18 protein-coding genes are annotated in these 20,119 nt (G+C 42.8%); 10 read left to right on the forward strand and 8 right to left on the reverse strand.

Annotated elements, in window-relative coordinates; all coding sequences use genetic code 11:
* Nucleotides 1-154: 154 nt before the first annotated feature.
* Nucleotides 155-433 (forward strand): TIGR03643 family protein, encoded by a 279-nt coding sequence (locus ACZ41C_RS02335; RefSeq protein WP_138259262.1) that lies wholly within the window; start codon nt 155-157, stop codon nt 431-433.
* A 7-nt stretch (nt 434-440) separates the two neighbouring features.
* Here the strand turns inward: ACZ41C_RS02335 and ACZ41C_RS02340 are convergent, their stop codons facing one another.
* On the reverse strand, nt 441-1,214 hold the full coding sequence (locus ACZ41C_RS02340) for a S1/P1 nuclease (RefSeq protein WP_464564055.1): 774 nt from the start codon (nt 1,212-1,214) through the stop codon (nt 441-443).
* 89 nt (nt 1,215-1,303) lie between these two features.
* Here ACZ41C_RS02340 and ACZ41C_RS02345 point away from each other — a divergent pair, with 89 nt between their 5' ends.
* The 9 genes from ACZ41C_RS02345 (at nt 1,304) to ACZ41C_RS02385 (ending at nt 12,756) form a co-directional block, all read left to right on the forward strand.
* On the forward strand, nt 1,304-3,571 hold the full coding sequence (locus ACZ41C_RS02345; protein ID WP_464564057.1) for a transglycosylase domain-containing protein: 2,268 nt from the start codon (nt 1,304-1,306) through the stop codon (nt 3,569-3,571).
* A 67-nt stretch (nt 3,572-3,638) separates the two neighbouring features.
* Nucleotides 3,639-4,490 (forward strand): SPFH domain-containing protein, encoded by an 852-nt coding sequence (locus tag ACZ41C_RS02350; RefSeq protein WP_138259265.1) that lies wholly within the window; start codon nt 3,639-3,641, stop codon nt 4,488-4,490.
* A 316-nt stretch (nt 4,491-4,806) separates the two neighbouring features.
* Nucleotides 4,807-4,965, forward strand: a complete 159-nt coding sequence (locus ACZ41C_RS02355; protein ID WP_154918566.1) for a DUF4177 domain-containing protein — start codon at nt 4,807-4,809, stop codon at nt 4,963-4,965.
* Nucleotides 4,966-5,125: 160 nt separating this feature from the next.
* Nucleotides 5,126-5,290, forward strand: coding sequence for a type II toxin-antitoxin system antitoxin (locus ACZ41C_RS02360; RefSeq protein ID WP_138259267.1), 165 nt, complete (start codon nt 5,126-5,128; stop codon nt 5,288-5,290).
* Nucleotides 5,291-5,353: 63 nt separating this feature from the next.
* The gene (locus tag ACZ41C_RS02365) at nt 5,354-7,552 is read left to right on the forward strand and encodes a DUF5916 domain-containing protein (RefSeq protein WP_464564060.1); all 2,199 of its coding nucleotides are present in this window, start codon (nt 5,354-5,356) and stop codon (nt 7,550-7,552) included.
* 45 nt (nt 7,553-7,597) lie between these two features.
* Entirely contained in the window at nt 7,598-9,811 is a 2,214-nt protein-coding gene (locus tag ACZ41C_RS02370) for a DUF5916 domain-containing protein (RefSeq protein WP_154918564.1), read from the forward strand.
* A 1-nt stretch (nt 9,812) separates the two neighbouring features.
* The gene (locus tag ACZ41C_RS02375; RefSeq protein WP_464564062.1) at nt 9,813-10,616 is read left to right on the forward strand and encodes a Cof-type HAD-IIB family hydrolase; all 804 of its coding nucleotides are present in this window, start codon (nt 9,813-9,815) and stop codon (nt 10,614-10,616) included.
* A gap of 28 nt (nt 10,617-10,644) precedes the next feature.
* A complete protein-coding gene (locus ACZ41C_RS02380) occupies nt 10,645-11,919 on the forward strand; it encodes a DUF819 family protein (RefSeq protein ID WP_464564064.1) in 1,275 nt (424 codons plus the stop codon).
* A gap of 141 nt (nt 11,920-12,060) precedes the next feature.
* Nucleotides 12,061-12,756: a DUF4369 domain-containing protein gene (locus ACZ41C_RS02385; RefSeq protein WP_464564066.1), complete on the forward strand. Its 696-nt coding sequence runs from the start codon at nt 12,061-12,063 to the stop codon at nt 12,754-12,756.
* A 48-nt stretch (nt 12,757-12,804) separates the two neighbouring features.
* Here the strand turns inward: ACZ41C_RS02385 and ACZ41C_RS02390 are convergent, their stop codons facing one another.
* The 7 genes from ACZ41C_RS02390 to ACZ41C_RS02420 all read right to left on the reverse strand — a co-directional run bounded on the left by ACZ41C_RS02390 (nt 12,805) and on the right by ACZ41C_RS02420 (nt 20,104).
* Nucleotides 12,805-13,077, reverse strand: coding sequence for a hypothetical protein (locus ACZ41C_RS02390; protein ID WP_154918561.1), 273 nt, complete (start codon nt 13,075-13,077; stop codon nt 12,805-12,807).
* A gap of 53 nt (nt 13,078-13,130) precedes the next feature.
* A complete protein-coding gene (locus tag ACZ41C_RS02395) occupies nt 13,131-14,099 on the reverse strand; it encodes a type I phosphomannose isomerase catalytic subunit (protein ID WP_464564068.1) in 969 nt (322 codons plus the stop codon).
* A 118-nt stretch (nt 14,100-14,217) separates the two neighbouring features.
* Nucleotides 14,218-14,625, reverse strand: a complete 408-nt coding sequence (locus ACZ41C_RS02400; protein ID WP_464564070.1) for a 6-pyruvoyl trahydropterin synthase family protein — start codon at nt 14,623-14,625, stop codon at nt 14,218-14,220.
* Entirely contained in the window at nt 14,615-15,154 is a 540-nt protein-coding gene (idi, locus tag ACZ41C_RS02405; RefSeq protein WP_138259276.1) for an isopentenyl-diphosphate Delta-isomerase, read from the reverse strand. The genes ACZ41C_RS02400 and idi overlap by 11 nt, the downstream gene beginning before the upstream one ends.
* A 238-nt stretch (nt 15,155-15,392) precedes the next feature.
* Nucleotides 15,393-16,349: a PorP/SprF family type IX secretion system membrane protein gene (locus ACZ41C_RS02410; RefSeq protein ID WP_138259277.1), complete on the reverse strand. Its 957-nt coding sequence runs from the start codon at nt 16,347-16,349 to the stop codon at nt 15,393-15,395.
* 4 nt (nt 16,350-16,353) lie between these two features.
* Nucleotides 16,354-18,324 carry a T9SS type B sorting domain-containing protein gene (locus tag ACZ41C_RS02415; protein ID WP_464565691.1) on the reverse strand — a complete coding sequence of 657 codons (1,971 nt, stop codon included), beginning with the start codon at nt 18,322-18,324 and terminating at the stop codon, nt 16,354-16,356.
* 73 nt (nt 18,325-18,397) lie between these two features.
* Nucleotides 18,398-20,104, reverse strand: a complete 1,707-nt coding sequence (locus tag ACZ41C_RS02420; protein WP_464564073.1) for a beta strand repeat-containing protein — start codon at nt 20,102-20,104, stop codon at nt 18,398-18,400.
* Between the last annotated feature and the right edge of the window lie 15 nt (nt 20,105-20,119).

Consider the following 20,119-nt stretch of genomic DNA (forward strand, 5'->3'; position numbering starts at 1 on the left):
AGGACCTATTTTTTATGCCTTTTTGTAGACCGACCATCTTTAATACCAGGGCATACCAATACTAATCTGCTCGTTGGGGTTTCTACCTAAGCAACATATTTTCAAAGGTCATGCCAAACCCTTTTTGCCTTAGGCTTTGTATATTTGTATTGTTATGTCAAAGGAATTTACAGAAAGGGAATTGGACCGAATCATAGAAATGGCCTGGGAGGACCGTACTCCGTTTGAGGCCATCACCTTCCAGTTTGGTATAAGTGAACAGGAAACCATAGAGATCATGCGCAGGGAAATGAAACCCAGTAGTTTTCGCATGTGGCGTAAAAGGGTTCAGGGAAGGGCCACCAAACACCGAAATTTACGCGAAAATGTGTCCGGACGATTCAAGAGCTCCCGTCAGAAGAACATTAGCGGAAACAAAATTTCAAAAAGATAGTTTAGTTCTATTTGAAAATATCATTCAGGACCGCCGCCAATCGTATGCCCCCTTTTAACAATTGGTTTTCAACAGTGTCCCACCATCGGTAACTATATTGATACCCCAATTTCTCACCCACTGCTACGGAATCATAGACTTCGTTCGTAATTTCCTGGGTCTCCTCGATCCAATCATAGATATCGCCCTGCTGAATTTGCTTCACCTGCTGCTTGGTAAGCTTTGGTAAGGAGTTTGAAAGCTCCGTAAAACTCATTCCATAGTCGTCAATCATATTGGAATCCCATACCCGATGTAGGTTACTGCCCCTTCCAAACCATTGCAACTGGATGTCGTTTCCTCCTTTGTCCTCTAGCCTACCAATATGCATCGGTTGGTGCAAATCCCCAATAAGGTGCACCAGAAATTTCAAGTAAAAAGCCTTGTCCTCCTTGGAACTTTCCTGCGAAGTCAATATTTCAATGCACTTGTTGATTCCTATGACCAAATCCCCATATTCACTGGGTTCAACGTCCCTGTATTCCTTGTCCGCTGGGAAGTTGACATAATGCCAGGCACTGTATTCACTGTATTTTCTATCGGCCTTGATCTCATCGGCAAAATTGGAAACGGCTGCCAAATTTTGGCCATCCAGTAGGGCATCAATGGCCTTTCTTGCCTTTCTACTCAAATAGTCCTGGGCCACATCGCCCACCACCCGATGCCCGGTTTTGGACCAGATTGCGTCATTGGCGAAAGCGGATTGTATAACGACCAGTAAAATGAACGTGAACTTCTTCATGGAATTCGGTTTTGGCAAAAATAGGGCAACAAGTTTTAAGGTATTGTTAAAAGTCAGGTCAGCTTAAATTTAAGTGGGAACTTGCACCCATGCAGGGAATAAAAAAGATACTAAGTAAAATCAAACCGCCGTTTCTCAGGTATTTTTTTGTAGGAATCGCGGGATTCCTGGTATTGACGGTAATTTTTGTGGGTAGCATCTATTTGGGAGCTTGGGGAAGTGTCCCCAATAAAAAGGAACTCTCCAATTTTCAGTACCAAGTGGCTTCAGAGGTATTTACGGCGGATAGCGTCTTGATCGGAAAATATTACCTCAACGACAGACAGCCCATTACTTTTGATGAATTCCCGGAACACCTTTTACAGGCCCTCATTTCCATTGAAGACGAGCGCTTTTATGAACATTCCGGAGTGGATTACCCAAGTCTGTTCAGGGTAGGTATAAAGACCATACTTTTGGGTGACGAATCGTCTGGAGGAGGAAGTACCATCAGTCAGCAATTGGCAAAAAACCTGTATCCTAGGAGGGACAGGAAGCAAACAAATATCGTGGTCGATAAGATCAAGGAAATGATCATTGCCGGCAGATTGGAGGATATCTACGATAAAAATGAAATCCTTACCCATTACCTAAATACCGTTTCCTTTGGCGACAACACCTTTGGCATTGAAAGTGCCGCTTTAAAATTTTTCAATACCCGAACAAAAAACCTATCGGTGGAACAAGCAGCTACGCTGGTAGGCATGCTGAAGGCTACCTACGGTTACAATCCAAGAATATTCCCGGAAAAAAGCAGGGAACGCAGAAATCTGGTCTTATCCACGATGGTCAAGAACGATTTTATTTCGAAAACGGAATATGATGCCCTCAAACAACTGGATATCGGTTTGGATTATAGGGATTACGATTATAGTTCGGGCTTGGCACCTTATTTTCGGGAAGAAGTACGCAAGCAATTACTGGAGTGGACCAAAACACAAAATGAGGAAGGAAAGGAATACAACATTTATACATCGGGCCTAAAAGTGTATACCACCCTAAATTATAAAATGCAACAACTGGCGGAGCAAAGTATGGTGGAGCATATGGGCCGATTGCAAAGCGATTTTGAAAAAAGTTACGGAAAAAATGCCCCATGGTTAACGGATAAAAACCTCATAAAAACGGTAGCCCGAAGAAGTACAGCTTATAAAAACCTAAAAAAAGACGGCTTCACCGATGATGAAATTTTTGACAGCCTGCAACATAGCAAACGAAAAATGACGATAACCTCCTGGGAGGAAGAAACGGAAAAGGAATTAAGTGTCATGGACAGCATACAGCACTACATGAAGTTTTTGAACACAGGCTCCATATCCCTTAATCCCAAAACCGGTGAAGTGCTCACATGGATCGGCGGGGTGGATTTCAAGCAGTTTAAGTACGACCATATTTCCCAGAGCAAACGCCAAGTCGGTTCCACGTTCAAACCGTTCGTTTACACCGCGGCTCTAGAACAGGGGATAGAACCCTGCACTTATTTTTCAGCTCAGGAAGTAGAATATGAAAATTTAAAAGGTTGGTCCCCAAGTAATTCCGGAGACATCGATGAGGCCTACCTCAATTATTCCATGGAGGAGGGACTTAGCAAATCCGTTAACACGATTGCCGTGAAGGTTATGGAAAAAACAGGTGTCGATGAAGTACTTGCCCTTGCGAAAAAAATGGGAATCGAAGAAAGACTACCGAGCGAACCCTCCATCGCCCTTGGTACGGGAGAAATCAAATTGATTGAATTGGCAAAAGCCTATACCAGTTATATGAATGAGGGTAGATCTGTGGAACCTTTATTGATAAAAACCATCACTACCCAACAGGATTCCCTTCTGGCAAGCTTTGAACCGAAAAAAAGTGAAAATGCCGCCTTTTCGGCCGAAAACGGACAAATTATGATGGAAATGATGAAATCGACTATAAATTCCGGAACCGCTTCACGGATTCGGTCTACGTATAAACTATCAAACGATATAGCAGGAAAAACGGGAACCACGCAAAATAATAAGGATGCCTGGTTTGTTGCCCTTTCTCCAAACCTTTTGCATGTAACATGGGTAGGTCTGGACCATCATGAAATTGGATTTAGGAATACATCTATCGGCCAAGGTGCCAATGCGGCATTGCCAATGTACGCCCTATTATTGCAAAAAATGAACAAGGACGAACAATTCAACCACATAACCCGAGCAAGATTTCCCGCACCAAGCGGGCGCGTTCAAGAAATGTTGGATTGTGAACCAATAAAACGGGATGGCTTCTTCAAAAGACTCTTTAAAAACCCGAATAAGAAAAAGACCCGGAAATTTAAAGGGCAAGATTAATTGGAAAAAAAAGGCCGACTTTAATTTTTTTTGATATATTTATGATATCATTTTAATATCATGTACCATGTCAAACGAAAAAAACTATAGCCCTATCAATGGCTATGTAATGATTTTAGTTGTTCTAGGGCTTATCATTGGGGGCATTGCTCTATTGAGAATTTACTTGGGTATTTTTCTAATTGTACTAGCAGTCCTAAGTCTTGGTGGATTTGTTTTGGTGAACCCCAATGGTTCCAGGGTCCTGTTGTTGTTTGGGAAATACGTGGGCACCATCAAGAAGAACGGATTCTTTTGGGTAAACCCCTTTTTCACCAAAAAGAAGATTTCCTTACGCGCCAGCAATTTCGATAGCGAACGATTGAAGGTGAATGACAAATTGGGGAACCCCGTAATGATCAGTACCATTTTGGTCTGGAGGGTAACGAATACCTACAAAGCCGCTTTTGATGTGGACGACTATCAGAATTTTGTGAGGGTACAGACCGATGCCGCCGTACGAAAATTGGCAAGTATGTATCCGTATGACAACTTTGCCGACGAAGGTTTGGATGAGGATATCACCTTACGCTCCAGTGTCAACGAAGTGAGCGAAGCTTTGGAAACGGAGGTACAGGAGCGGTTGGCCATGGCCGGTATCGAGGTGTTGGAAGCACGTATAGGTTATTTGGCCTACGCCCAGGAAATAGCCAATGCCATGCTAAAAAGACAACAGGCCACGGCCATTGTGGCGGCAAGGCATAAAATTGTGGAAGGTGCCGTAAGTATGGTAGAAATGGCGCTGCATGAACTGAGTAAAAAGGAATTGGTAGATTTGGACGAGGAACGCAAAGCCGCTATGGTCAGCAATTTGATGGTAGTCCTATGTTCCGACAAGGATGCATCACCCATCGTAAATGCTGGTACGTTAAATCACTGACATGTGTTTTTTCTGAATATTATTGTGTATTCCCGATAGCTAATGAATATTAATTTTATAGTTATAATTGGATGTAACCAACTAATCATATACTCACTATAATGTCTGGTCGAGCGCAGTTGAGACCTCATATTGGAGCAATAGGTTAATTACCTCTTGACTTTTGTTTATCCTGAGCATTGGGTGAAAAGAAAACATGTTTTCTTTGAACGCACCTTGCGCAGCAAAACGAAAGGCTCGAGGCCAAACAAGGTTGTGATTTATAACTAATAGTCAATTTATAATATTAATCAGGGAATTACTAAAATTTAAATTTGTGAAAGAATATAAAGTAATAAGCTGGTCCGTAGGCCTAACCAATAATAACCAACGTTTGGAGGACACCCTGAACGAATATGGCAGACAGGGATGGAGGGTCGTAGATTTGGACCATGACCGGAGCCGTATCGTATTTGAAAGGGACAAAAACCGATGAAACCCTCATCGAGGGATTTGTCATGGTAAGTCAAATACCTCTATAATAGTAAATGTGTAAAGATTAAGCTATTGACTTAATTTTGAACGCATTAAGTTTGAATCAAGAATTTGAATATCCCAAGGGTCATTTTATTTGCTGATGGACAGTAAACAGGAATATGAGTAAGAAAAAAGCATTTGCATTGCGGGTAAACGAGGACATGCTCAACGCCATCGAAAAATGGGCCGCGGACGAGTTCCGTAGTACCAATGGTCAAATTGAGTGGATGTTGATGCAATGCCTAAAAGATGCGAAAAGAGAACCCAAGAAAAAAAAGGAATAGTTTTTTAGGGTTTTTTTAACGGTACAAACCTTTAACTTTGTTAGCCAAAGTTTCCAAACCAAAATGACCAAATTAAAAAGTATAGTAGCACTGTTGCTTACAGGCGCTTCACTTTACGCCCAAACTCCAGAAAAATCCTTCACTGTAAAGTACACGAACGAAAAAATACAATTGGATGGTATTTTGGACGAGCCTGTATGGACCTTTGCGCAAAGCGCGGGCGAATTTCAACAGTATTTCCCATCGGATGATGTACCGGCCCAATACCAAACAGATATCCGTATGCTAACGGATGACACGACCCTCTATATAGGTATGACCGTTCACACCCCGGGCTCAAATTACGTAATACCCTCCCTGGAACGTGATTTTAGGGCAGGTGGAAATGACAATATAAGCTTGGTCTTTGATACCTTCAATGATGGAACAAACGCTTTTCTTTTTGGAATAAACCCTTATGGTGTTCGTCGCGAAGTCCTTATTTCGGGAGGTGGGCAGGACCTAAGCGGCTTTACGACCTCCTGGGACGTAAAATGGAAGGCTGAAACAAAAATATACGATAACTATTACACCGCCGAAATGGCCATTCCCTTGACCTCCCTAAAATTTGCCGAGGGTGAGACCAAGTGGCGTTTCCAAAGTTATCGCTTTGATATGCAGTCCAACGAGCGCAGCAATTGGTACGTCATCCCACAGAACCAAAGTGTTATCAACTTGGCCTTTATGGGCGATATGTATTTTGAAAAGCCCTTGGGAAAATCCAGGACCCCATTGGCATTGATTCCCTATGTGAACCTCTTGTCAGATAAGGATTTCAATTCAGATGTCAGTAATACAACGTTGAAAGTTGGCGGCGATGCCAAAATAGCCATAGGGAACGGAATGAACCTGGATGTTACCGTAAATCCGGATTTCTCCAATGTGGAGGTAGATGCCATCATCACCAACCTCACCCGTTTTGAGGTATCCCTGCCAGAACGGCGTCAGTTTTTTATAGATAATAATGATCTTTTTGGGGATTTTGGCAGTAGAAGGCATTCCAACGCATTTTTTTCCCGACGTATCGGTATCGCCACGGACCGCTTGGGAAATTCGGTGCAGAACGACATTTTAGGTGGCGTTCGGCTCAGTGGTAAACTGAACAAGAACTTGCGCCTAGGCCTATTGAACATCCAAACGGCCAGAAACGAGGAACAGGAAGTGGCATCCAATAATAATATGATGCTAGCGCTACAACAGAAAGTGTTCGCGCGATCTAACATAGGCATGTTCTTTCTTAATAGGCAGGCCTTTGGGGATGAACCTTTTTTATCGCCGGATGATGCCTATAACAGGGTCCTTGGAGTGGATTATAACTTGGCCAGTGCGGACAATGTATGGTCTGGAAAATATTACCTCCATAAATCCTTTCAACCTGGGGATAATGAAGGTAACATTTCCGCCGGAGCCCTTCTGAGCTATAATTCAAGATATTGGAACTCGTTTGTAGATCTGGCCTATATCGATGCCGATTTCAGATCCGATTTGGGTTTTATTCCCAGAACGGACATCATAAAGGCCGTTTCAGGTCTTGAACGCCTATATTGGCCCAAAACGGGTACTATCAACAACCATGGATTGGAGCTTTTTGCCATTTCCAACTGGCGCACCTCCCTGGATTACCAACTGGCCGATTATGATCTACAGGCCAATTACAATTTCGTATTGAAGAATTTCACGGAGTTTGGTGCGGGCTATACCTCCAGTTACATATACCTATTTGAACCGTTCGACCCAACAGGGACCGAAGGTGCCATAGAACTTCCAGGCAACCAGGAATATAGGTTTGGAACCTTTACGGTAGGTTACCAATCCAATGAGGCAAATGTTTTTGCCTTTCAGGGAGAATCCTCCTTGGGGAATTTTTTCAACGGGGAACGGTTTTCCATTGGCGGAGAGGCCACCTTACGTATCCAGCCCAAAGTAAGAATTGGCCTGAACGTGAATTATGACAAAATCACCTTGCCCGACCCCTATCCCAGTGCGGACCTATGGTTGGTAAGCCCTAGGTTTGGGTTTACGTTCAGTAAGTCGGTTTTCTGGACTACGCTATTTCAGTACAGCAACCAACGGGACAACTTGGGCATAAATTCAAGGCTACAATGGCGTTTTGCACCGCTTTCAGACTTGTTCATTGTTTATAACGATAACTACTCGGTAAATATCATCGAACCAAAATATAGGTCCATCAACTTAAAACTCACCTATTGGTTGAACATATAACGGGTCGTGCCCGGTATTTTCTCCAAACCGATTAAAAACCGAAGAATGTCCAAAAATTCTACCAAAAAATTTACGCTAAACTTTCTTGTATGTATCATTTCGATGTATGTCTTGGGTCAAGACCATACGAAACAGATCACCGTCAAGTTCATTACCGAGGAAATCACTCCTGATGGCCTATTGGACGAACCCATTTGGGCCATGGCCGATGCGGCGGAAGATTTTTGGGAGTATTTTCCTTTGGATTCCATTCAGGCCAAAAAGCAATCCCAAATAAAGATTCTGTATGACGAAAGGAATTTATACGTAGGAATCAAGGCCTATTCCAGCGGAAAAAATTATGCCACCCAATCATTGCAGCGAGATTTTAGAGGAAGTGGAAGTGATAGCTTTACGCTCGTTTTTGATACCTTCAATGATGGCACCAACGCTTTTTCTTTTGGAATCAACCCTTATGGCGTACGCCGTGAAGGTCTCATTGCAAACGGAGGTGCTTCGCAGGACGATTTTAATCTGTCCTGGGACGTAAAATGGAAAGGCAATGCCAAGATTTATGATGATTACTTCACGGCAGAAATGGTCATTCCCCTCACCTCTCTAAAGTTTGAGGAAGGTGCTACCAAATGGCGCTTCAATTCGTACCGCATTGAAACGCAATCCAACGAACGCAGCACCTGGACAAGGATTCCCCAGAACCAACTTATTTATAATCTTGCTTTTATGGGAGAAATCCTTTTTGAGAAGCCTCTTGGCAAATCCAGGACTCCTTTTGCGATTATACCCTATGTAAACGGAATTAGTGCCAGGGATTTTGACAATGGGGAAAACCTGGACAATTTTAAGGTAGGTGCAGATGCCAAGGTCTCCGTTGGAAACAGCTTAAATCTGGATCTCACTATAAACCCCGACTTTTCCACCGTAGAGGTGGATAATTTTATTACCAACCTCACCCGTTTTGAAATTGCTTTACCGGAGCGTCGTCAATTTTTTATTGACAACAATGATCTCTTTGCAAGTTTTGGAAACGGTTTTGATTTTAGTCCATTTTTTTCAAGACGTATTGGTATCGCTAGGGACACCGTTGGGAATACCATAGAGAACAATATTATTGGTGGGGTACGGCTTAGCGGAAAGCTGACCAACGATCTCAGGGTTGGGCTATTGAACATACAGACGGCAGAGGATTTGGAAAATGAAATTCCATCGAACAATAATACGATGCTGGCATTGCAACAGCGTGTTTTCTCACGGTCTAACATAGGAGTATTTTTTATAAATAAGGAATCGTTCAAAAATTATGATTTTGTAGAACGGGAAGATGAATACAATCGTGTTTTAGGAGTGGATTATAATCTGGCATCCAAGGATAATACTTGGAATGGATCATTCATAACCCATAAATCCTTTCAACCTGATGATAATGTGGGAAACTTTGCTTCTAGTGCTCTAATTCGATATAATACCAGAAAATTAAATGTATTCGCCAAAGGTACTTTTATAGATGAGGACTTTCGTTCAGATTTGGGTTTTGTGCGAAGAACCGATCTTTTTAAGACGCTCTTTAGTTTAGAGCGGGTATTCTGGCCAAGAAAAGGTATTGTCCAGAACCATACGCTACGGTCATTTACAAATATACGTTGGAGCCCCAGTATGGATTTTAAAAATACGGATTATGACCTTCAATATAGCTATCAAGTCCAATTCAATAATCAATCGCAGGCACAGATAGAATACACAAACACGTTCACCTTCCTTTTTGATACTTTTGATCCAACGCGGACCGAAGGTGCCATACCGCTCCCGGCCAATCAAAACTATCATTACAATAGTGTCCAGGCCGGCTATCAATCCGATCAGCGAAAGCTTTTCTCCTACGACTTACAGTCTACCATAGGCCGGTTTTTTAATGGAAACCGATTTTCCATGGAAGGCTCCATGACCATGCGGTTTCAACCAAAGGCATCCATTTCTCTTCAATTCAATTATGACCAAATAAATCTGCCGCTGCCCTATTCAAGTGCCAATATTTGGCTGGTTAGTCCACGGATGGACCTTACCTTTAGTAAATCCATATTCTGGTCAACCTTGGTTCAGTATAGTAATCAGCGGGATAACTTGGGCATCAATTCCCGGTTACAATGGCGATTCGCACCCCTTTCAGACTTGTTTATAGTATACAATGATAACTATGCCGTAAGTCAATTCGAGCCAAAATTCAGGTCTGTAAATTTAAAATTATCTTACTGGTTAAATATTTGATATGAAGTTCAAATTGCTTTGCTCTGATCTGGACGGAACCTTATTGTCCACTAAAAGCGATGTTTCAAAATACACCATTTCCCAATTCAGTAGAATCAAGGAAATAGCCAGAATCATTTTGGTCTCGGCAAGAATGCCCAATGGCATGTACTACATCCAAAAAGACCTGGGCATCTTGGAACAGCCCATTGTCTGTTTCAACGGCGCACTGGTGCTGGATGGGGATGAGGAACTGCTCTCGGTAACCATTCCAATGGATATGGTAGGTAAAATCCATGAAGTTTGTGAAGCGAACAGGACGGAATTGGGCCTATATGCCTTTGACGAATGGCATGTACCCAGAATGTCTGAAAGGGTCGAAAAAGAAATAAAATATACCAAGACCAGCCCGGTATTTCAACCGACCCAAACCACTCTGGAACAATGGACCACCCAAAAAAGTGGGGTACATAAAATCATGTTGATGGGTACAAAACCCACCTCTGATGCATTAATGCCAATACTACAAGAAGATTTTGGGAAAGAAATTAATGTATACCGATCTAACGATACCCTTATCGAAATTTCACCTAAATCCGTATCCAAACTAACGGCCATACAAAAACTGTTGCGTAACGGGGAGCTTTTGGAGGATGTCATTGCATTTGGCGACAATTATAATGATTTGGAAATGTTGAGCAACGTGGGGTGGGGCGTTGCCGTATCCAATGGAAGGGAGGAAGTAAAACAAATCGCAAAGTTTGTTACCGCCAGCAATACCGATGATGGGGTCGCCAAATACATTGAACAACATCTACTAATTTAAGTATATTTGGTGCTGAAGGAATAGTATTATGGAAAACCCCATACCCCAGCCCTTGATCGTGAACGATACCGTAGTTTTTGGTCTTTTGGCCCTTGCGCTTGGATTTATATTTTTTACTTCAGGCATCAAGACCGGATTTTGGCAAAAATTCTATTCCGTCGTCCCGGCCGTGCTTATGTGCTACCTTTTACCGGCACTTATGGCCAGTGCGGGATTGATTTCGGACGATATTTCCAATCTTTATTTCATGGCCAGTAGGTATCTTTTACCCGCTGCCCTGGTATTGATGACCTTAAGTATCGACCTTAAGGCCATCAGTAATTTGGGTTCAAAGGCAATGATCATGTTTTTAACGGGGAGTTTGGGCATTGTAGTAGGCGGTCCATTGGCTATTTTGCTGGTTTCCATATTTTCTCCGGAAACGGTGGGCGGAAACGATTTTGACGCCGTTTGGAGGGGGCTAGCTACTATCGCCGGAAGCTGGATAGGAGGCGGGGCCAATCAGGCCGCTATGCTTGAAATTTTTAAGTACAACCCAGAAAAATATGGGGGAATGGTTCTAATCGATATCGTAATCGCCAATATCTGGATGGCGGTCATTCTTTTAGGTGTGGGCAAAACGAAAAGTATCGACAAGTGGCTTAAGGCCGATACATCGACCATTGAGACCTTAAAGCTAAAGGTAACGGAGTTTACGGAAAAAATTACCCGTGTACCAACACTACAGGATTATATGATTATGTTATGTATAGCATTTACAGCTGTGGGAATTTCCCATTTTTTTGGAGACCATATTAGCGAATTCCTAACATCAAATTTTGAGGCTATAAGCGACAAAAAAAGTTTTCTTTCCTTTTTGGGATCGGGATTCTTTTGGATGGTAGTACTATCTACCTGTGCGGGAATTGCCATGTCATTTACAAAAGCTAAGAACTATGAAGGTGCCGGAGCGAGTAAAATTGGTGGTATGTTTATCTATATTCTAGTGGCAACGATTGGCATGAAAATGGACTTGGGTAAGGTTTTGGAAAACCCCGGCCTTATCGCCATCGGCTTTGTTTGGATAGCTATCCATGCCTTATTGCTAATTTTAGTGGCCAAACTTATAAAGGCCCCTTACTTTTTCTTGGCGGTAGGTAGCCAGGCCAATGTGGGAGGCGCTGCTTCTGCACCGGTTGTTGCAGCGGAATTCCATCCGTCCTTAACGTCGGTGGGTGTTTTATTGGCCGTTTTGGGCTATGTGGTAGGTACGGCAGGCGCACTGTTATGTGCCTATCTTATGGAGGTAGCTTCCAGTTTGTAGTATTTACTTTTTGAATTGTATTTTCTTTGAAAATTTAATGATATTTGCCCCCTGAATCATTTTGAACGGAACATCCATGTCCAAGAATTGGAATCGATAGTTATGGATGTTTCAACTAACCTAAAAAGAATAAAATAACACGTGAAAAAATTAGCCTATATCTTCATTGCTGTATTTTTTGTTTCCTGCGGAAGCGATACGGAAGCCAACCTTGTGGTAAATGGAAAGGTTCGAGGTTTAAAAAAGGGAACGCTTTATTTGCAGCACCTGATAGATACAACGCTTGTAACGGTGGATTCCCTTGAAATTGATGGTGAAGGAACTTTCAGTCTTTCAGCGGAATTGGAAAGTCCGGAAATCTATTATCTGTATCTAAATAAGAAGGATAACAATGTGATCAACGACCGGATAACTTTTTTTGCCGAACCAGGTACCATTACCATTAATACGGACTGGAATACTTTTGACACTACGGCCGAAATAAAGGGATCTCCAACGCACGAAAAACTCGAGGAATATCAAAAGGCACTATCCAACCTTAATTTAAGGAATATGGAGATTATGCTGAAGGCATCGCAATTACAGGCAAATGCAGACCAAAATACCATTGATTCCTTAGAACGCGTAGGTACCAGAAACACTCAGCGCGCGTATGCCTATTCCATAAACTATGCTTTGAACAATACGGATTCCTACATTGCCCCATATATTGCGGCAAAAGAAATTCCCGATGCAAACATAAAATATCTGGATTCCATTTATAGAAGTCTTCCTCCCGAAGTGGCCAATTCCAAATACGGCAAGGACTTGAAGCAATTATTGGATTCGGATCAATAATAAAAAAGCATCCCTTAAGGATGCTTTTTTATTTAAGTTAGAAGGAATCTATTCAGCCATGCTGTTCAATTGGTCGACCAATTTATTTGCCTTAGTTTCCAATTCTGTTCTGATACCATTAAAATGTACCTTTTTGTTCTCAATATCGGCTTGATTTACCTTGGCTATCAATTCATCAAAAGTGCTAATGGCACCATCGATAATGGCAGTTCCCTCTTTTGAAGGTCCACCACCGTTCGTTGCTTCCACTATATAAACCCCTTCAATAATATCCCCAAGGACGTTATTTATATCTTTTTTCAAATTTTTAATACTTGCCATATCTTATAATTTTATACAAAAGTACAATTAAACCGTTGAATAATTGTATTTGCCTAAATTGTAACTTCCAATAGTTTGGTGCCTTTGGTACGTATTTCGATTTGATCCGAATTGGCCGGTAGCAAAGTAGTTTCCCCTTTTTGAATAGTTACTTTACCAAACGCGTTCCCAATCGTGGCCGTACCCGCTACGCACATAAAAATGGTAAAGGTATCCCGATGCTTTATATCAAAAACAATATCCTTGTCCAAATCCAAAAAGTTGGTCTTAAAGTACGGACAGTCAACCATTGCGTTCACTGCATTCCTTTCCTTTGGGTAGGACACCTTAAAGTCGTCCTTCTTTTCATAATCGATGGCATCAAAGGCCAGTTCCGTATGTAATTCCCGTAAGTTGCCTTCTTTGTCCTTTCTATTAAAATCGAAAACACGATAGGTAACATCAGATGTCTGCTGGATCTCGGCCAAAAGAACCCCTGCGCCAATCGCGTGGATTTTACCGGTATTTATGAAAAACGTATCTCCTTCCCGGACTTTTTCATAGTTCAACAAATCCAACAAATTGTCATTTTCCAGACTATTTTCATATTCCTGCTTTGACACGTCCTTATTAAAGCCTACGATCAATTCGGCTCCGGGATCGGCATCCATAATGTACCACATTTCCGTTTTGCCAAAAGAGTTATGCCGTTCCTTTGCCAATGCGTCGTTGGGGTGCAACTGAATGGAAAGGTCCTGTTTGGCATCTATGAATTTGATCAGTATAGGAAAATCCGTTCCAAAACGTTCCACAACACTTTTCCCTAAAAGCTCTGTGGGATATGTATCGATCAATTCCTGTAAGGAAGTACCTGCAAAATCACCGTTTGATACAACCGAAACATCTCCGGAAACAGTGGAAAGCTCCCAACTTTCCCCTGTAATTTCACTTGTACTGGGTTTCCCAAAGAGCTCTTTTAATTTGGTTCCTCCCCAAAGCCTTTCTTTGAGTATGGGATTAAATTTTAAGGGGTATAAATTCATTTTTTGATTAAAAAGTTTCCATTATCGTAACGAAGGGAACAACTAAATTATTTGAAGAAGTAGGAAAAAACTTAATAATTCAATACTGTATTATGGATTACGTTTTGAAGGCAAGCCATTATCCGGTGTATGTGACAAAATTTCTGGGCGTCTCATAGAGCACAACCTCCAATTCCTTGTTGTCTTTTATACTGGGTCGCAACCTGTTCCATATAACAACGGCAATATTTTCTGCGGTAGGATTTAATTCCCTGAACTCAGGCACTTCCACGTTCAGATTCTTGTGGTCGAAAGCATCTTCGATTTTTTCCTTTATAAGGTCTTTCAACTCCTTCATATCCATTACAAAACCAGTTTCTGGGTCGATTTCCCCGGTAACGCTAACAATCAATTCATAGTTGTGCCCGTGAAAGCTGGGATTATTGCATTTTCCAAACACTTCCCAATTTTTGGAATCTTCCCAATCCGGCCTATAAAGCCTATGGGCCGCATTAAAATGTGCTTTTCGGCTTACCTTAACTTTCATTTTCAACTAGATTATCGATTAAATGCTGATAAAATTTCTCGAAAATTATCTTAAACCAAGCCGTGTAGATTTCCGGGTGCTCCACCATATCCAATTTAATCGCTTTGGGCGTCATCCATTTCCAATCCGCGACTTCATCTTTATTGATATTTGGAACATCATTAAAATATCCGATCATGACATGATCAAGTTCGTGCTCCGTCAATCCATTATCAAAAGGTGCTTTATAGATAAAAGAAAAAAGTTCCTTTAAATTGGTTTCAAACCCCATTTCCTCTTGGAGCCTTCGCTTTCCCGCTTGCAAATTAGACTCCCCTACCCTTTGGTGGCTGCAACAGGTATTGGTCCATAACAATGGGGAATGGTATTTATGGGCCGCCCTTTGCTGCAACATAATTTCATTTTTGTCATTGAGAACAAAAACGGAGAAAGCCCGGTGTAACTCGGCTTTTTCATGGGCTTCCATTTTTGGCATGGTTCCCCTTGGATTATCGTCTTTATCAACTAGAATTACTTCTTCTTCCTTCATTCAGTAAAAATAAGCCCTTTGCGCTATACTGTTCGAAGGCTTTAGGAAAAAAATAAGAAATGAGACTTAAAAAGTCTTAATGCACGCCGAGATGGCTATTGACGAAATCGAAGATTCATGAACACCCATGTAAATAAAATAGAATTGATTTGAATAATTACAATCCTGTGTTGACCATAGCCGAAGCATGGCCTATAAAAAAAATAATCAGATGCAAGAAAGCGCGAAAAATTCGGTTTTAGAAGAACCTTGGAGATTTAAGGTTGTTCTTACTTGAAATGAAATCATATCTAAGGATTACTTCGAATGAACCGTCATTGAACGCCGCATTTCCAAGTTCCGTAGTTTCGCGGTCATAGGCTAGACCTATTAAAAAATTGCCATTTATATTAAATCCTACCATACCACTGAAAGCGGCATCCCATCGATAGGCACCTCCTAAAATGAACCGTTCATTCAACATGAAATTGGCCGAAAGGTCTACCTGTAACGGCGCTCCTTGAACGACCTTGGTAAGTAACGTGGGCTTAAATTTCAACATGGGGTTTAAATCCCAGACGTACCCCGTAATAAAGTAAAAGTTCATTTGCTCTTTGGCAGTACTCAAAGATGATTCCTGAAAATGGGATGTTTCCAAAATTCTGGGAACGGAAAGTCCAGCGTAGAATTTTTCCGTGTGATAATAAATACCGGCTCCAACGTTTGGCGAAAGTCGATTGTCTATATCTTGCTGAAGTGTCTGGTCCGTCGTAAACTGGTTGAGTTCCGAAAAACGAATATCCAATAAATTGGCACTTGCCTTCAATCCGAAACTTAATCTACTTTCCTCGGCCAATGTGAGCGTATAACTAAAATCGATATCAAAATTGGTTTCTGAGGTGGGGCCAATTCTATCGTTAACGATGGATAGTCCCAAGCCCAATCCATTGTAACCAATAGGAGAATGAATGTTGAAAGTTTGTGTTGTGGGAGCCCCCTCCAATCCCAACCATTGGGAGCGGTGCAAGGCGGCAATACTTATTTGACCCCTAGACCCGGCGTAACCAGGATTCACACTTACCGTGTTGTACATATATTGGGTATACTGGGCATCCTGTTGTGCGAACAAGGAGTTCCCGCTCCAAATAAATACTAGGATTAAAAGACCTTTTGGTAAAAAGCCACGCTTAGGTTTTAAAAATTTAATGTCCAACATCCTTCTATCTATTAATATATATGTAGCCTGAGAGCTGTTTCATGGTACCGTTAGGCTCTTCGTAATCCAAGATGTAGAAATACGTTCCTACTGGTAACCTGTTACTTTGATCAACAGTAACCCTACCTTGGGAAGTTCCGTCAAAAACATTACCCTCCGTGTTGTAAGCCCTTGTGGTAAAGACGGATACGCCCCATCTGTTATAAATTCTGATGGTATTGTTGGGGAAATTTTCTAGACCATCTATACGAAGCACATCGTGTACACCATCACCATTGGGTGTGATAACGTTGAATACTTCTATCTGTTCCGATAATTCGCCCAAATCACTATCCAAATAGTTTGGCGTACCGTCACCGTCCGAATCATCGTTGCTATAATCACCGTCACCATTCAAATCCTCGTCGATGGTTTCGATGCCATCGTCATCATCATCGGTGTCACGATAGTCGGATTCCAAATCACTATCCGTATTTGGTAATTGTCCATAAGGATCATCCAACTCATCGTTCACGTCTATATCATTGACATTGCTTCCTTCGTAACCATCGTCCAGACCGTCTCCATCCTGATCGGACCCGAACAAGGTTAGATCGGCTATACCGTCATGGTTTTGGTCGTGTGCTTCGATACTATCAGGTACGTTGTCATTATCACTGTTATCGTCCAAGTAATCGGGCAGGCTATCCCCATCGGTATCTATTGGGAACAATCCTAGGTTTCCACCAGTCTCATAGGCATCGTCCACACCATTTCCATTGGCATCGGTACCACTTGGGGAGATGTATCCTGAAGTTGTCTGTGCTTCCACATTGTCCGGGATACCGTCATTGTCACTATCGATGTCCAGATAATCGGGGTAGCCGTCCAAATCGGTATCCGTTGGATTGGTAGCGGGATCATTATCGGCGTCCAAGTTAAGGTCCTCAAAACTATCGAGTATGCCGTCGTTGTCACTATCCAAATCGGTATTGGACGGACTTACGATCATAGTAATCGTTGACGTACTGCAGTTTCCTGCATCGTCGCATAATGTATATTCGAAAGCATCCGATCCTACAAAATCATTGTTGGGGAAATAAGTAATGGTATCGTCCGATGGATCATTGGGCGTACCATTATCATCAATAGTCGCAGATCCGTTTGTAGGCTGTGTAATACTGAAAGTTCCTAGCGTTGGAATATCGTTGTCGTTCAATGCCCACTCATCGATGACCCTAATTTCGTTCACCAAAATGGCGATAGTATCATCAAAAGTATCCACAATAGGGAGCACATCTATAGTCACGGTCGCCATACTACAGTCGCCAAAACTATTGCAGACGGTGTAATCAAAACTGTCCGCACCATTAAAATCTGGGTTCGGCGTATAGGTTAGCACATCGTCCAAAGGATTATTGGGTGTGCCATTGTCATCTATAGTGACCGAACCATTGGATGGCGACGTCGTGGTCAAAGTACCCGGATTGGGTAAATCCGAATCATTGGCATAGATATCCACTATTACCGATGTATCCTCGTCCAAGGAAACGACATCATCTACCAAATTTGCGGCCTGGGGCAGACAAACAACGGTAAAGTTGGGCAAGGCAAAATCATTACCGGCCTTGGTCACCGTAGCCGTATATTTCACCACGGCATCCGTAGCCGTAACGATGGGCCTTGTGGGGTCTCCACTGACCGCAGGCGACCAGCTTACCGTAGCCCCTCCACTTACGTTATTGGTGATATCCAGGGTTACCTGATTATCTGGATTGTTACAATCCGTAACAATGAAATAGCCTGTGGCATTGGAGCCGCAAAGCGTTCCATCATAGGTGGCAAAGTAAATACCCGGTGCGGTTACTTCGTAGAAAAAATCCGTACCCAAAACGGTACCGGTATCCGAGGCCTCGTACCAGCGATAATTGTTCTCATCGGTGGAGTTGGGTGCCTGTAGCAAAAACTGGGCATTGGACACCAACATCCCGAACATTGTAAAAACAATGCCCAGGAATATGGCTGTATGTTGATTGATTATTTTCAAACCGATTCGGGTCTTTAGCTGATTACTTTACTACGAATACCACATTGATCAAGGAGTTGTAATCCGGAGGTGTACCAATTACATCGTATTGCATGTTACCGTTTGCATCAATAAGATCGATGTTGAGGACTGCCGGATCTGCAAAGGTTACATAGTAATATAGTTCTGTTCTTCCGTAGGTAGGAACAGTTCCTGGTGCACCTGCGCTCGCGGTAAAGTTTGCTGCCGAACCACCGTATTGATCTAGATATTCCTGATAAAGGTCTACTGTTGCATTATTCACTAATACAGAGGCATCAATTGCTATAGAGGGGGGATAGAAAATCCGTGCTGCCTTCGATGTAATAGGTGCGATTGCTTGTATTACATCTTCAACTGTATCATCTGTCACACCGTCTCCATCTACATCCACTGGCGCATCAGAATCCACTTCCGAAGCTAATTGGTCATCGGTGCTGGCTGCCGCCAATTCCGATAAGGCTCCTTCTACGTCTGTTGCAGTAAAATTGCCCCCAGCGTCCGAGATAGTCACCTCAGACGCAGTTTGGTCATCGGTATTGTCCAAATAGCCGCTTAAATCAACCGTTGTAGCATCACTGCTTAAACTAAGTGTATTACCACTGATGCTCAAATCCTGTATCTCGTTCGTGACGCTACCATCCACCTCCGTGAAGGTGTTGCTTACCACATAAGGGTCGCCCGATGTTCCGCTTCCAGTTACGTTGATGTTCGTGCCACTGTTCACTATCGTCTCAGAACCATCGGCCGTTGGCAATGTGATTGTATTACCGCCCGTGATGGAAAGGTCGTTGCCCACGATGCTCAGGTTCTGATTGTCAGTGTTGTCCAAATAACCACTTAGGTCTACCGTAGTCGCATCACTGCTCAAGCTAAGGGTATTTCCACTAATACTTAAATCTTGTATCTCATTGGTTACGCTGCCGTCAACTTCCGTTCCAGTAACGACATACGGGTCGCCCGATGTACCGCTTCCCGTTACCACGTTGATACCGCCTCCGTTCACTATCGTCTCCGCTCCCGTCGCCGTTGGCAATGTCACCGTGTTTCCTCCAGCAATCGATAGGTCGTTGCCGGTAATGCTCAAGGTCTGGGAATCTGTATTGTCCAAGTAGCCGCTTAAGTCAGCGGTAGTATCAGCACCCGTCCCGTTGGATAGGGTCAACGTGTTCGTGCTCAAGCTTATCTGCTGGTTGTCCGTGTTCACGAAACCGCTCAGGTCAACGCTATTACCGTCGGCAATGGCCAAAGTATTTCCTGTCAGGCTCAACGTTTGGTCATCCGTATCCGTATCTATGCTACCGATATCTATGGTATTGCCTCCGGATATGGAAAGATCCGTACCGCTAAGGCTCAAAGTCTGCGAATCCGTGTTCACGAAACCGCTCAGGTCGACACTATTGCCGCCCGTCGCAGGATTCGTCAGTGTCAACGTGTTTCCGCTTAGGCTTAAGTCCGTAAGCTCGTTCGTGACGCTACCATCCACCTCCGTGAAGGTGTTGCTTACCACATAAGGGTCGCCCGATGTTCCGCTTCCAGTTACGTTGATGTTCGTGCCACTGTTCACTATCGTCTCAGAACCATCGGCCGTTGGCAATGTGATTGTATTACCGCCCGTGATGGAAAGGTCGTTGCCCACGATGCTCAGGTTCTGATTGTCAGTGTTGTCCAAATAACCACTTAGGTCTACCGTAGTCGCATCACTGCTCAAGCTAAGGGTATTTCC

The organism is Maribacter sp. C-4077, from assembly GCF_055378385.1.

What these genes read in the sequence shown, in the direction of transcription:
- ACZ41C_RS02335 (WP_138259262.1), top strand. Translation starts at nt 155, where the DNA reads ATGTCAAAGGAATTTACAGAAAGGGAATTGGACCGAATCATAGAAATG.
- ACZ41C_RS02340 (WP_464564055.1), bottom strand. Translation starts at nt 1,214, where the DNA reads ATGAAGAAGTTCACGTTCATTTTACTGGTCGTTATACAATCCGCTTTC.
- ACZ41C_RS02345 (WP_464564057.1), top strand. Translation starts at nt 1,304, where the DNA reads ATGCAGGGAATAAAAAAGATACTAAGTAAAATCAAACCGCCGTTTCTC.
- ACZ41C_RS02350 (WP_138259265.1), top strand. Translation starts at nt 3,639, where the DNA reads ATGTCAAACGAAAAAAACTATAGCCCTATCAATGGCTATGTAATGATT.
- ACZ41C_RS02360 (WP_138259267.1), top strand. Translation starts at nt 5,126, where the DNA reads ATGAGTAAGAAAAAAGCATTTGCATTGCGGGTAAACGAGGACATGCTC.
- ACZ41C_RS02365 (WP_464564060.1), top strand. Translation starts at nt 5,354, where the DNA reads ATGACCAAATTAAAAAGTATAGTAGCACTGTTGCTTACAGGCGCTTCA.
- ACZ41C_RS02370 (WP_154918564.1), top strand. Translation starts at nt 7,598, where the DNA reads ATGTCCAAAAATTCTACCAAAAAATTTACGCTAAACTTTCTTGTATGT.
- ACZ41C_RS02375 (WP_464564062.1), top strand. Translation starts at nt 9,813, where the DNA reads ATGAAGTTCAAATTGCTTTGCTCTGATCTGGACGGAACCTTATTGTCC.
- ACZ41C_RS02380 (WP_464564064.1), top strand. Translation starts at nt 10,645, where the DNA reads ATGGAAAACCCCATACCCCAGCCCTTGATCGTGAACGATACCGTAGTT.
- ACZ41C_RS02390 (WP_154918561.1), bottom strand. Translation starts at nt 13,077, where the DNA reads ATGGCAAGTATTAAAAATTTGAAAAAAGATATAAATAACGTCCTTGGG.
- ACZ41C_RS02395 (WP_464564068.1), bottom strand. Translation starts at nt 14,099, where the DNA reads ATGAATTTATACCCCTTAAAATTTAATCCCATACTCAAAGAAAGGCTT.
- ACZ41C_RS02400 (WP_464564070.1), bottom strand. Translation starts at nt 14,625, where the DNA reads ATGAAAGTTAAGGTAAGCCGAAAAGCACATTTTAATGCGGCCCATAGG.
- idi (WP_138259276.1), bottom strand. Translation starts at nt 15,154, where the DNA reads ATGAAGGAAGAAGAAGTAATTCTAGTTGATAAAGACGATAATCCAAGG.
- ACZ41C_RS02410 (WP_138259277.1), bottom strand. Translation starts at nt 16,349, where the DNA reads ATGTTGGACATTAAATTTTTAAAACCTAAGCGTGGCTTTTTACCAAAA.
- ACZ41C_RS02415 (WP_464565691.1), bottom strand. Translation starts at nt 18,324, where the DNA reads ATGTTCGGGATGTTGGTGTCCAATGCCCAGTTTTTGCTACAGGCACCC.